This window comes from Rhizobium sp. BK312, assembly GCF_014193605.1.
GTDB lineage: Bacteria > Pseudomonadota > Alphaproteobacteria > Rhizobiales > Rhizobiaceae > Rhizobium.
This window is the reverse complement of record NZ_JACHZP010000004.1, coordinates 297,725-309,458: the sequence shown is the minus strand read 5'-3', so window position 1 is coordinate 309,458 and position 11,734 is coordinate 297,725. Positions and strand designations below refer to the sequence as shown.

Annotated in this window: 12 protein-coding genes; 6 read left to right on the top strand and 6 right to left on the bottom strand. The window is 61.7% G+C overall.

What is annotated here, in order from left to right:
• Window positions 1-47: 47 nt before the first annotated feature.
• From FHT85_RS13685 to copC, 3 genes are all read left to right on the top strand, one after another.
• Complete coding sequence (locus tag FHT85_RS13685; RefSeq protein WP_112337037.1) at window positions 48-527, top strand: copper chaperone PCu(A)C; 480 nt, start codon at window positions 48-50, stop codon at window positions 525-527.
• Window positions 517-1,113, top strand: a complete 597-nt coding sequence (locus tag FHT85_RS13680) for an SCO family protein (protein ID WP_112337038.1) — start codon at window positions 517-519, stop codon at window positions 1,111-1,113. The genes FHT85_RS13685 and FHT85_RS13680 overlap by 11 nt, the downstream gene beginning before the upstream one ends.
• A 133-nt stretch (window positions 1,114-1,246) precedes the next feature.
• A complete protein-coding gene (copC, locus tag FHT85_RS13675; protein WP_112337039.1) occupies window positions 1,247-1,615 on the top strand; it encodes a copper homeostasis periplasmic binding protein CopC in 369 nt (122 codons plus the stop codon).
• A gap of 42 nt (window positions 1,616-1,657) precedes the next feature.
• Here the strand turns inward: copC and FHT85_RS13670 are convergent, their stop codons facing one another.
• Both FHT85_RS13670 and FHT85_RS13665 read right to left on the bottom strand, forming a co-directional pair.
• Window positions 1,658-2,962 carry a sigma-54-dependent transcriptional regulator gene (locus FHT85_RS13670; protein WP_112337040.1) on the bottom strand — a complete coding sequence of 435 codons (1,305 nt, stop codon included), beginning with the start codon at window positions 2,960-2,962 and terminating at the stop codon, window positions 1,658-1,660.
• Entirely contained in the window at window positions 2,959-4,749 is a 1,791-nt protein-coding gene (locus FHT85_RS13665) for an ATP-binding protein (protein WP_112410789.1), read from the bottom strand. Before FHT85_RS13665 ends, FHT85_RS13670 begins: the two co-directional genes overlap by 4 nt.
• 312 nt (window positions 4,750-5,061) lie before the next feature.
• Between FHT85_RS13665 and FHT85_RS13660 the strand changes: the two genes are divergently transcribed.
• Window positions 5,062-6,384, top strand: coding sequence for an MFS transporter (locus tag FHT85_RS13660; protein WP_146746687.1), 1,323 nt, complete (start codon window positions 5,062-5,064; stop codon window positions 6,382-6,384).
• Between the two features lie 120 nt (window positions 6,385-6,504).
• Here FHT85_RS13660 and FHT85_RS13655 read toward each other — a convergent pair whose 3' ends face one another.
• The 3 genes from FHT85_RS13655 to FHT85_RS13645 all read right to left on the bottom strand — a co-directional run bounded on the left by FHT85_RS13655 (window position 6,505) and on the right by FHT85_RS13645 (window position 9,057).
• Complete coding sequence (locus FHT85_RS13655) at window positions 6,505-6,786, bottom strand: hypothetical protein (RefSeq protein ID WP_112337042.1); 282 nt, start codon at window positions 6,784-6,786, stop codon at window positions 6,505-6,507.
• Window positions 6,787-7,156: 370 nt separating this feature from the next.
• A complete protein-coding gene (locus FHT85_RS13650) occupies window positions 7,157-7,789 on the bottom strand; it encodes a PQQ-binding-like beta-propeller repeat protein (RefSeq protein ID WP_112337043.1) in 633 nt (210 codons plus the stop codon).
• 47 nt (window positions 7,790-7,836) lie between these two features.
• Window positions 7,837-9,057, bottom strand: a complete 1,221-nt coding sequence (locus FHT85_RS13645; protein WP_112410788.1) for a helix-turn-helix domain-containing protein — start codon at window positions 9,055-9,057, stop codon at window positions 7,837-7,839.
• Window positions 9,058-9,176: 119 nt separating this feature from the next.
• Here FHT85_RS13645 and FHT85_RS13640 point away from each other — a divergent pair, with 119 nt between their 5' ends.
• Both FHT85_RS13640 and FHT85_RS13635 read left to right on the top strand, forming a co-directional pair.
• Window positions 9,177-9,974, top strand: coding sequence for a DUF899 domain-containing protein (locus tag FHT85_RS13640; RefSeq protein ID WP_112337045.1), 798 nt, complete (start codon window positions 9,177-9,179; stop codon window positions 9,972-9,974).
• Window positions 9,974-10,264, top strand: coding sequence for a hypothetical protein (locus tag FHT85_RS13635; RefSeq protein WP_112410787.1), 291 nt, complete (start codon window positions 9,974-9,976; stop codon window positions 10,262-10,264). Before FHT85_RS13640 ends, FHT85_RS13635 begins: the two co-directional genes overlap by 1 nt.
• Window positions 10,265-10,361: 97 nt before the next feature.
• On the opposite strand, the gene FHT85_RS13630 is transcribed toward FHT85_RS13635, so the two are convergent.
• Window positions 10,362-11,603, bottom strand: a complete 1,242-nt coding sequence (locus FHT85_RS13630) for an NAD(P)/FAD-dependent oxidoreductase (RefSeq protein WP_112337047.1) — start codon at window positions 11,601-11,603, stop codon at window positions 10,362-10,364.
• Window positions 11,604-11,734 lie beyond the last annotated feature (131 nt).

Here is an 11,734-nt window from a genome sequence, read left to right as displayed (position 1 = left end):
GCCAGAGGCTTCGTCCGCCTGCTCTTCTCCGGATCAAGGATTCGATCATGCAGAAACCCATCTTTGCCCTCGCTGCTTTCGGGCTGGCATTCCTGTCTTCCTCTCTCGCTTCCGCCGACGATGTCAAAATCGGCAACCTCACCATTTCCGCACCCTATGTTCGCGCCATGGTGCCGGGAGCTCCCGTCGGTGGCGGTTATATGACCATCACGAATACGGGAGGCACCGACGACCGGCTGGTGGCTGCGAGCTCACCGCGCGCCGCAACGGTCCAGATTCACGAGATGAAGATGGACAATGACGTGATGATCATGCGTGAGCTTGCCGGCGGCCTAGCAATACCGGCCGGCAAGACCATCGAGCTCAAACCCGGCGGCTACCACCTCATGTTCATGAAGGTCGCCACGCCCTTCCTTCAGGGCCAGACGGTGAGGACATCGCTCAAATTCGAAAAAGCCGGTACGGCCGAAATCGATTTCCCCGTCGGATCGATCGCGGCAAACAAGGAGGCATCCCATGTCAAATAGACGACGCTTTGCGGCAACGGCCGTCGCCCTGACGCTTATCGTCGGCGCTGGTGCCATCGGCTACGCAACCTTCCTCATGACGCCCAAGGTCCGGGCGGCCGGCAGCTTCGGTGCAGCCTTCACGCTGACGGACGATCGCGGTGAACCCATCACCGAAAAGGCCCTGTCGGGTCATCCCTCGCTTGTCTATTTCGGCTATACGCATTGCCCCGACGTCTGCCCGACGACGCTCTACGATATGGCGGGCTGGTTCAAGACGCTCGGACCTCAAGCCGACGGGTTGAAGGCCTATTTCTTCACCGTCGATCCGGAGCGCGATACGCCGGAGATCATGCATAGCTACACCGGCAATTTCACCGACCGGATTATCGGCATCACGGGCGATCCCGGTGAAATGCAGAAGGCGATCAAAGGCTGGCGCATCTATGCCAAAAAGGTGCCCAGCCCGGACGGCGGATACACCATGGACCACACGGCGTCCGTACTGCTCGTCGATGCCGACGGCAATCTCAGGGGTACGATCGCCTACCAGGAAAATACCGATGTCGCCCTGCAGAAGATCCGAAATCTGCTGCAGCAGGATTAATTCCGAGGTGCGTAATCGGCTCCGGGAATGGGAATTCCGTCGGCCCTTGCGGCAACGGATATCGGTGATCGACCGATCGCCATCACACGATCCGCGGGCTTTCCCCGGATCACCAACATGATAAGGAAATCAAATGCCCCCTATCAAGAAACTGCTTCTCGCTGCAACTGCAATCAGTATCGCCCTTGCCGGCCAGGCTATGGCCCATGCCCATCTGAAATCCGCCGTTCCGGCGGCCGACGGCTTGGTCAAGAGCGCCCCGTCGGAGCTCGACCTGACCTTCTCGGAAGGTCTCAATGTGAAATTCAGCGGCATTAAGATAACTGGGCCTGACAAGGCTACCATCAAGACCGGTGAGGCCATGCTGATGAATAGCGGCACCACGCTCATGGTGCCGGTAGCCGACAAGCTTGCGCCCGGGAAGTACATGGTCGAATGGCACGTGCTCTCTACGGATGGCCACAAGACCAACGGGAGCTACAGTTTCACCATAGCGCCTTGAGCGGCCCGGAAACTGCCGGCAACCATCGGTGCGCAAGCTAACTTATTTGCGATAAGCGGACGGATTGATGCCGTGGCGCTGCAGGCGTGCATAGAGACTGCGGCGCGGCAGTCTGAGCGCCTGCGCGACTTCGGCAATATCCCCTTCGAAGCGTTCCAGCGTGGCCCGTAGAATGTTTGCCTCGAAGTGATCCATCTGCTCGGAGAGGCCAAGCTCCAGCGCAGGCTGACTGCGAACGGAGGAGAGGCCTAGCGCCGCTTGGGTCGCATAGTTACGCAGCTCCCGGACATTGCCCGGCCAATCGTGCGTCAGAAACCGTGCCTCCATCGCGGCATCGATGGGCGGGCGCGGCACGCCGTGCAGGCGGGCGGCCTCGTCGAGGAAGGCGCTGAACAACAGGCCGATATCGGCCCGGCGCTCCCGCAGCGGCGGAATGCGGATTCTTACGGTTTCCAGCCGATAGAGCAGATCGGCGCGAAAAAGGCCATCGGCGACTGCAGCATGCAGATCGCTTTTGGTGGCAGCGACAATGCGGAGATCGACAGGGGTCGGCTCGCCGCTTGCCGAAGGCAGCTCGCGTTCCTCGGCAACACGCAGAAGCCGTCCCTGCAGCATGGGCGACATGCTGTCGATCTCGTCGAGAAACAGCGTGCCGCGATCTGCCTCGGCAATGCGTCCGCGCCGAACGCGGTTTCCGAACAGAGCCTCGTCGGCGATCGCGTCCGGCAAGGCGGCACAATCGACCGCGACGAAACTGCGGGCACGCCGCCTGCTCCAGCGGTGAATGAGCCGGGCCACGAGCTCCTTGCCGGTCCCCGTTTCGCCCTCGATCAGAACATCCACATCGGCGTTTGCGACCTGGCGGATCGTTTCGCGCAACCGTGCCATGACCGTCGTCTGGCCGAGAAGCGGCGATGCATCCTCCGCCTCGGCAGCCGCCTGCCGCAAACGCCGGTTTTCCAGCACCAGGCGGCGCGTTTCCAGCGCCCGGCGCACCGATGCGATCAGATGATCGGTAGCAAAGGGCTTGGCAATGAAATCATAGGCGCCCTGTTTCAGCGCCCCGACAGCCATGGCGATATCACCGTGGCCAGTCATCAGGATAACGGGCAAGTCCGGATCGCGCGCCAGCACGGCCTCCAGCAGATCGTGCCCATCGATGCGCGGCAGACGGATATCGCTGACGATCACGCCGGGCAATGCGGTTGCAAGACTTGTCAGCGCCGATTGCCCGTCACCATGCGTCTCCACGTCGAAGCCCGCTATAGCAAAGGAATCCGTAAGTGCGGCATTGAAGGGGCCATCATCCTCGACCAGAAGAACTTTCTGCGACGCTTCCAGGGTCATGCTCGCCTCACCGTCATTACGAAAGCCGCGCCACCGAGCGGCGAAGGGCCGATGGTCAATGATCCGCCGAGATCATTCATAATATCCTGGGCAATCCCGAGCCCGAGACCAAGTCCATCGGGCTTGCCGGTAACGAACGGCCGGAATATTTCCTTGGCCAGTGCCGGATCGATACCGGGACCATTATCGGCGACAGTCAGTTTCACCATATCCTTTCCGGCAGCGTCGACGAGCAGAGCAACATGCGGATCCTCAATGCCGGCAACCGCATCGATAGCGTTCTGCAGCAGATTGACGATGACTTGCTCCAGCCGCACCCGCTCGGCAAGCACATGCGGCTGGCCCTGCCCCGGCAGCTCCAGCCGCACGCCGGCTTTGCGAAACCGATTCCCCACCAGCAGCAAGGCGCCCGCGATGATGGCATCGAGCGGTTCCGCTCCGGCTGCGCGCCGCCCCCTGCGTGAAAAACGCCGCATCTCCTGCGTGATCGTGCCGATGCGCGCCGTCACTTCGACCGCGGCATCCAGATTGGCGCCGACGCGATCGAGGCGATTGGCCGCGAGATGGTGGCGCGCATTCTCGGCGAGAGTGCGGATGGTCGCGACAGGTTGGTTGATCTCATGCATCAACCCCGCCGTGATCGAACCGACGGAAGCAAGCCGGTTCGCCTGGGCAAGTTCCTCACGGGCATCGCGATATCGATCCTCGGCGCGCGCACGTTCAGCCATCTCGTCGTGCAGCTCGACCGTGCGTGCGGCGACGGCCTCCTCAAGTGCTCGCCGATCGTCCGCTGCCCTGGCCGCTCGAGTCATCCGCCACCAGATCGCGGCGACGATGACTGCCAAACCGACGATGACGGGCAAAGCCAGCAGCCAGGCCTGCGCCTGCGCCTCCTGTAGCGCCGCGCGGGTGTCGAGAAGATGCAGGAGACGCAGATGCGTCCCGGCCACCGGCTGCTCCGCAGCGATCATGATCCGGCCTCGCGGACCGTGTATGCGACCGGCATCCTCGACATAGTAATTCCCCTGTGCAAGGGCGGCGTCGCGATATTGGCCGCTTGCGGCGATGCTAGCCCGGACTTCAGGCGACAGAGGTGCAAGCGTCGTCAGCACCTGTGACGGGTCGGATGCGGCAAGGATGATCTGATGTTCGTCGACGACAAACGTTTTTCCGCGATCGTTCGCCCAGATCCGCGACACCGCGTCGAACTCGAATTTGACCACGACGACTCCCGCCGGAGCGGCGGCATCGCCGACCCTGCGGGCCAGAAACAGACCTGGCCGGCCACTGATCGCTCCGGCGCCATAATATTCCGCCGTGCCGTCTTTCAGCGCCTCGGAAAAATAGGGACGGAAGCTGAAGTTCTTGCCGACAAAACTGTCTTCGGTCCCCGCATTCGACGCGGAAATGACAAGCCCCTTCTGATCGACGAGATAGATGATATAGGCGCCAGTTTCCCGCGCCAGAAAGCCAAGCTTGTCGTCAAGTCGGCGGGCGGCATCCGTTGTGGGGCTCGCGAGCGCCTCACCAAGATCGCGATATTCGCCGAGCACGATTGGAAGAAGCCGGAAGCGCGCCAACTCACTGTCGAGCAGGCGGATATGCTGTACCGCAAGGTCGCGCGCCTCCGCATCCAGCCGCCTGAGAGCGTCCTGACGGGAAAGTGAAAGCGCCGCATACCAAATGCCCGCAGCAGCGGCTAAACCGGCCACCACCAGCAGCACAATTCGCTTCAGACCTGTTCCGTTCATTTGTGCAGAATATTGCACAAACTGCGAAATAGCCATGCAGAATCTTGCGCGAAGTTTTCCAAGAGCGGCGATCTCATTCTGAGAAAAATGAAATATATCAATAGAATATCCTGAGTGGCCCTCAAACCTCGTGCGCCGCGCTTTCCTCACATATCAATAGCGCCACTGGGAGAGTGGACCTTCAATACGCACAACAGTCGGCTGTTGGCCAGATAGTGGCATTGCGGATACCGCCTTGATAGCGGCCGCCAGCAACCGAATGCGCGAGGCCTTCCCTGGCGAACCCGTCGTGTGCAGCGCCATCGCTGCGTAACGACGATCCGAAGCAAGAACGGGAGGAGAGGAACAATGCTGAATACACTGGATCCCATCACGACGACGGCAGCGACGGAAGCAGCCGCGCGGCGTCAACGTCTGAAATCGATCATCGGCGGCTCCACCGGCAATCTGGTCGAATGGTTCGACTGGTATGTCTATGCGGCCTTCGCGCTCTATTTCGCACCGCATTTCTTCCCCGCCGGCGACCAGACGGCGCAGCTGTTGAATTCGGCGGCGGTCTTTGCCGTCGGCTTCGTCATGCGGCCGATCGGCGCCTGGATCATGGGGCTCTATGCCGACCGCAAGGGCCGCAAAGCCGGCCTCGCCCTTTCGGTGACGCTGATGTGCGCGGGGTCGCTGATTATCGCGCTAACGCCGGGATATGAAACCATCGGCGTTGTGGCACCGGCACTTCTGGTCCTCGCTCGCCTGATGCAGGGCCTCTCCGTCGGTGGCGAGTACGGCGCCTCGGCAACCTATCTTTCTGAAATGGCCGGCCGCCAGCGCCGCGGCTTCTTCTCATCCTTTCAGTACGTGACGCTGATCTCGGGCCAACTTCTTGCCATCGCGCTCCTGATCCTGTTGCAGGCCGTGATGACGACGGAAGCGTTGAACGCCTGGGGATGGCGCATTCCCTTCTTCATGGGAGCAGCGCTTGCAGTCGTGGTTTTCTGGCTGCGACGCGGCCTAGCCGAAACCGAAAGCTTCAAGAATGTGCGCGCGAGCGATACGCAGAAATCCGGCTTCTGGATGCTCATCACCCGCCACCCCAAGGAAACCGCGCTCGTCATGCTGCTGACGGCCGGCGGCACGCTCGCCTTCTACGCCTACTCGATCTACATGCAGAAATTCCTGGTCAATACTTCCGGGTTCAGCCGGGAAACGTCGAGCGAGATCAACGCAATCACGTTGTTCATCTTCATGCTGCTGCAACCGATCGCAGGCGGGCTTTCCGACAGGATCGGCCGCAAGCCGCTGATGATCGGCTTCGGCCTTTGCGGCGTGCTGTTTACCTATCCGATCTTCTCGGCACTCGAAACCACGAAAGATCCTCTCATCGCCGGCGTGCTGGTCATGGGCGCATTGGTCATTGTCACCGGCTACACATCGATCAATGCGGTCGTGAAGGCGGAGTTGTTTCCTGCCCATATCCGAGCTCTCGGCGTCGCGTTGCCCTATGCCCTCGCCAATACGCTCTTCGGCGGCACAGCCGAATTTGTGGCGCTGAAATTCAAGAGCAGTGGCTGGGAACAGGGTTTCTACTGGTACGTGACGGCGATGATCGGCATTTCGCTCATCGTCTATCTCTTCATGCGGGATACGGCCCGAGACAGCGCCATCCAGGAAGATTGAGAAGCAGGCGCGGCGAAAAGATTTCTGCCGACACAAGCACAACCAGACAGGAAGGGCGGGACATCCGTGATGTTCCGCCTAAGCTTTTAGCAGTCCACGGACTTTCGACTGTCGCAACCGTCAGTGCACCAGTCCACGGCCTTTCTTGCGTCCGTTCAGCAGGTGAATGAAAGTAATCCCCTGCTCCAGCAGCAGTTCGGCCGCTTTCAGATCATTCGGGCCGAGATCGGACGAACAGCCGCGAAGATTGCGAGCCAGAAACAGGGAATTGGTGACGGCAAGCGTATCGCCGTCCTCCTCGGCCTCTTCGGCAGTGGCTTGCAGTACATCCGCAACGGCTGCCATAAGATCGGCCCGCTCCTGCAGGTTCATTTCACCAAGACTTTTCGCGATCTCATTCATGGCTTCTCCTTGGCGCACACGATTGCCCACGGCATCGGTCGGTATCGGCGCGGCTCACAACGTGGAAATGATTGGAATGCGATTGGTAAGTGAGAAATATGGCGATGAGCGCACGAAGCAGCAAGGCATGGCTTCCATGTTGGAAACGCATGGCATTGCTGTTGGTTCACCATACATGAGATAGGATATCGGCGCTCGCAGGACTCGGCCTGAAGCCCTGTCTATGCTCAATGAGTTTTAAAGCTGCGCTATCCAGTCGTGGTCCGGATGCAATCGTTTGAGCCGGAGGCGTAAGTCTGCTCTTCCTAAAACGACATGTCCGGGGCCGATCGTCCGGCCCCGGACACAAGATATCTCCACTGCAAACCGCTCAACGCGGACGGCGGATCGCCCGCAGTTTGCCGCTGCCACCGCCACCGGCGTAGAAGCGGTCCCTGCCATCGGATTCCAGGCCGGAAACGCCGGTACCCTCGGGCATTTCCAGCCGCTCCAAAACCTCGCCGGTCACCGGATCAACACGGCGGACGTCGCTTTCGTCTCCCTCCCAGGTGCCGTGCCATAACTCGCCATCCACCCATGTCACGCCCGTAACGATGCGGTTGGATTCGATGGTGCGCCGGATGGCGCCCGTTTCGGGATCGATCTCATAGATCTTGCGGCCTCGATGCTGCCCGACCCACAGGCTACCCTCGCTCCAGGCAAGGCCTGAATCGCCGCCATGGCCGGGCGCCGGTATCGTGGAGAGTATCTTGCCGGTTTTCGGGTCGACCTTATGAATCTGGTCTTCGGCGATCTGGTAGAGGTAGCGGCCGTCGAAGGCGGTGCCCGCGTGCGAGGCAACGTCGATCGTGCGCACTTGCTCGCCGCTTTCGGGGTTCAGCGCGTGCAGCTTCTCGCCGGAGGCGAACCAGACGTGCTGGCCGTCGAAGGTGACGCCGTTTACGCGCGGCGCGTTGTCGAAGGGGCCGTATTCGCGAATGATTTCCGCTTGGGACTTTTTCATGCTTCCTCCTCCCGTCGGGATCGGTTGAGTGTCGATAATTAAGAAGCCTAGTCGCTCGGCAGCGGTCCGGGGAGTAACAATGTTGTCGGGAAGCCGACGACGGGCGGCATCATCCAGCGACAGGCCCGTCCGCTGCCGACGCTTTGCACCATCCCTGCCGCCGCAAGCGCGTCGAGCGCACGCTGCACGGTACGCGTACTTGTCGACAGGGCAATCGACAGCGCCGAACTCGACCAAGCCTCGCCATCCGAGAGCAGGGCAAGCACGGAGGCATGCTCGACCTCGACCGGCGGTGCCAGCACGACGACATCACCTGGCAGCCGAGGCGTCAGCACGAAACCTTCCGCCGTCGCGCTGATCTCTGCGAGCGGCTCCAAGGCGGCGCGAAGCCTGCCGACCTCAACACGCAGCCGTGCCCTGTGGGATTCATCGGCATGGCGGGCACCAAATGCGCGGGAAAGCAAAAGCGCCCGCGGCGCGTCGGCAGGAGCCGCTTCAGCAAGCACGCGCGCAAGGGCAAAAAGCACGGGCCGGCTCGCAAGCGATATGATGTCTCCGGCGCGGCGCACGACGTTGCGACAGGCGTCTACGACCAAGGCAGCGGACGCCAGAAGCGCCTCGACCTCATCCAGCGACAAGGGTCTTTCGCCTTCTTTAGCCACCAGGCGTGCGGCCGGCTCGTCGAGTATGCGCGCCGCATCCTGCACCTCGACGATGAGTGCTGAGATTCCTGCCCTCTGTGCCGCTTCCGCCGCGCGTATCAGGGCGGCACGTGCCGGCTCGATACGCAGGCGGCGGATGGCAATGCCGGCAACCGCCAGTTCGTGGCTTGCCCTTGCGGCGGGAGGCAACGGCGATGGGTCGAGCTTCGCCAGCAAGCGCTCCGCCGCGTCCAGATGACCGATGAGCAGCAGGCGGCGTATCTGCAAATTGCGGGCATGAGCGGCGTTGATGCGGTCGCCATGTTTTTCGAGAGCGGCCCGCGCCGTCTCCAGCGCCTTTTCCGGCCAGCCAAGGTCGCGTGAGACAAGGGCGATCTCCGCCTCGGCAACCACGCAACGGGCGCGGGCGATGGCCTCGCGCGGACCGAAGGCGCGCGCGGCACTCTTCAGCAGTACCTTGGCGCGGGCGAGATCGCCGAGCTGGGCCATGGCGATGCCGCGAAGCGCCAGCGCCGGAGCATCGTCGCGCAGTGCGACGCGCTTCAACGCCCCCAGCACATCTCCGGCAGCAAGCGCCTGGGCGGCCGCGACGATCAGCGAGTCCATCGAAATCCCGTCACACTTGTAACTCCCACCCCTTCGCACTCCAGCCGTAAGGTATCGCACATCGGCAGGCAAGACGCAGCGCCGACAGGACAGATGTCGCTGACAAGAGGAGATCAATCATGACGATGCATGCGACTGGAACACGCAAAGATTGGCTTGCGGCACGACTTTCCCTGCTGGAGCAGGAAAAGGAGCTGACGCGGCGCAGCGACGAGATCGCCGCCCGCCGCCAGGAATTGCCCTGGGTGAAGGTGGAAAAGGACTATCGTCTCGAGACCGAGCACGGTGTCGTCCCGCTCTCGGGCCTCTTCAAGGGGCGCTCGCAGCTTCTCGTTTATCATTTCATGTTCGGGCCGGATTATACGGCCGGTTGCCCGTCCTGCTCGTCGATCGCGGACGGCTTCAATGGCATCGCCGTGCATCTTGAAAATCACGACGTCGCCTTCTCGGCCATTTCCCGGGCACCGCTCGAAAAGCTGCAGGAGTTCAAGCGGCGCATGGGCTGGACCTTCGACTGGGCCTCTTCGGCAAACAGTGATTTCAACCATGATTTCAATGTCTGGTTCACGCCGGATGAACAGAGCAGCGGCAAAATCGAATATAATTATCGCCGCGAGCCGCCAATGCTCGATGCTCAGGCAGGCAAGACGATACAGCAATGGGAGCTGCGCGGCAGCGAAGGCCCGGTTGAATTGATGGCGTCAATGACGGGGACGGATATCGCGACTTACACGCGTGACCGGCCCGGCGTCAGCGCCTTCGCCATGCAGGACGGAGACGTCTATCATACCTACTCATCCTATGCCCGCGGGCTTGACGGTCTCTGGGGCATGTATCAGTGGCTCGACCGCGCGCCCCTGGGCCGCAACGAGACCGGCGTGTGGTGGAAACATCACGATCGCTACGGAGCAAACTGATGTTCCGCCTATCCGAAAGCAATGAAGGGGCCGGCGTGCATCTCGCCACCCCCAACCTGCCCCTTACCGCCAGCCGATGGCTGGCACTGGCGGCAGCGCCGAGCTTCGCCCTCATGACCGGGCTGTCTGCCTACGGTGCGGCCGGCGATATGATCTGCTCGGCGCAAGGCGGTTCGATGCTCGGCGGGATGGTCCCGATGTATCTGCTTATGAGCCTGTTTCATTGCGGCCCCTGGCTGAGGCTGCTTGCAAGGGAGGCGGGCGCACATGCCGGGGCCAAGCCTCGGTAGCATCGACCGGTTTGCTGCAAAGCCCTCGGCGGCCGGCAAATGAAGGATCGCTTCGCCGTCCGCCATAATAGGTCAATACGATGATATTGCGGTACTATCAGAAGCGTTGCGGCGAAAAGGGTGCCAGATCGATGGCTGATCTCTGTCCTGTGAGGAGATCGGCGACCAGACGCGCCGTGCCCACCGACTGTGTCAGTCCGAGATGACCATGGCCGAAGGCATAGATCACATCCGGCGTAACCCTGGCCTGGCCGATAGCCGGGAGGCTGTCCGGCAGCGATGGCCGGAAGCCCATCCACTGCACGCCGCCCTCCGGTTTGAGACCGGTCAAGAAAGAGCGGGCCTTCTGAAGCAGGGCCTCGGAGCGGCGAAAATTCGCGGGCAACTCCAATCCGCCCAGCTCCACCGTACCGCCGACGCGGATGCCGGTGGAAAGCTTGCTGACGACGAAGCCATGGCCGCCAAACGTTATCTGGGTGCGCAGGTCGAAGGCTTCGGATGGAAGCGTCGTGTTATAGCCGCGCTCTGTCTCAAGCGGGATGCGCTCACCCAGCGTTTTGGCGATCCGATGCGAGAAGGCACCAGCAGCCAGGACGACCTTGCCGCTCTGGCGCAGTTTTCCATCTGCCGCCGCCACCTCGACACCCGCGGGGATCGCACGGAGCGCGGAGATATCAGCCGCCTCGATGACACCGCCGTGGCTGCGAAAATGCTCAGCCAGCGCCAGCGTATAAAGCTTCGGGTCGGCAATGGAATACCAGCCGGGCGTGAAGGTGCCGAGTGTGAAGCGTGACGCCAGCCCCGGCTGAATCGCTGCCATCTCGTCGGCTTTCAGGTGCTGGAATTCAATGCCGTGATTGCGGCGCGCATCCCAACCGGGCAGCGAAGCACGGAATTCCGCCTCGCTTTCATAGACCTGGAGATTGCCCTCCTTGCGCAGCATCGAGAGCGTGTCGGTGGCAGCCAGAAAAGGCTCCAGTTCCGCCTTGGACAGATCCATGAGGCTTGTCTGGGCCGCGATGGAATGGGCGACGCGTGACGGCTGGCAGGCGCGCCAGAACCGGAACATCCAGGGCGTGATCTGCAGCGCATAGGCGGGAGGAACGGAGAGCGGTCCAAGCGGATCGAGGAGCCACTTTGGCGCCTTCTTCAGGATACCCGGGGAGGCAAGCGGCAGGATATCGGTGAAGGCGAAAGCGCCGGCATTCCCCGCCGATGCGCCTGCGGCCGGTCCTTCGCGATCGAGGACCACAACCTGCAAGCCGCGCTTCTGAGCCGCGATCGCAGTGGAAAGACCAATCACGCCGGCCCCGATGACGATAACATCCGGTCTGCTCATCTCTGTATTTCCGCAATCTGCGTCGCTCCGCGGGCAAACGCTGTTCCAGGTCTCAGGCTGATCATGGGCATCCCTCCTCCCGGTATGGGATCAAGCGCGGATATCGATAGGTTAAGCAATTATCGTCAAGC

What these genes read in the sequence shown, in the direction of transcription:
- FHT85_RS13685 (WP_112337037.1), top strand. Translation starts at nt 48, where the DNA reads ATGCAGAAACCCATCTTTGCCCTCGCTGCTTTCGGGCTGGCATTCCTG.
- FHT85_RS13680 (WP_112337038.1), top strand. Translation starts at nt 517, where the DNA reads ATGTCAAATAGACGACGCTTTGCGGCAACGGCCGTCGCCCTGACGCTT.
- copC (WP_112337039.1), top strand. Translation starts at nt 1,247, where the DNA reads ATGCCCCCTATCAAGAAACTGCTTCTCGCTGCAACTGCAATCAGTATC.
- FHT85_RS13670 (WP_112337040.1), bottom strand. Translation starts at nt 2,962, where the DNA reads ATGACCCTGGAAGCGTCGCAGAAAGTTCTTCTGGTCGAGGATGATGGC.
- FHT85_RS13665 (WP_112410789.1), bottom strand. Translation starts at nt 4,749, where the DNA reads ATGGCTATTTCGCAGTTTGTGCAATATTCTGCACAAATGAACGGAACA.
- FHT85_RS13660 (WP_146746687.1), top strand. Translation starts at nt 5,062, where the DNA reads ATGCTGAATACACTGGATCCCATCACGACGACGGCAGCGACGGAAGCA.
- FHT85_RS13655 (WP_112337042.1), bottom strand. Translation starts at nt 6,786, where the DNA reads ATGAATGAGATCGCGAAAAGTCTTGGTGAAATGAACCTGCAGGAGCGG.
- FHT85_RS13650 (WP_112337043.1), bottom strand. Translation starts at nt 7,789, where the DNA reads ATGAAAAAGTCCCAAGCGGAAATCATTCGCGAATACGGCCCCTTCGAC.
- FHT85_RS13645 (WP_112410788.1), bottom strand. Translation starts at nt 9,057, where the DNA reads ATGGACTCGCTGATCGTCGCGGCCGCCCAGGCGCTTGCTGCCGGAGAT.
- FHT85_RS13640 (WP_112337045.1), top strand. Translation starts at nt 9,177, where the DNA reads ATGACGATGCATGCGACTGGAACACGCAAAGATTGGCTTGCGGCACGA.
- FHT85_RS13635 (WP_112410787.1), top strand. Translation starts at nt 9,974, where the DNA reads ATGTTCCGCCTATCCGAAAGCAATGAAGGGGCCGGCGTGCATCTCGCC.
- FHT85_RS13630 (WP_112337047.1), bottom strand. Translation starts at nt 11,603, where the DNA reads ATGAGCAGACCGGATGTTATCGTCATCGGGGCCGGCGTGATTGGTCTT.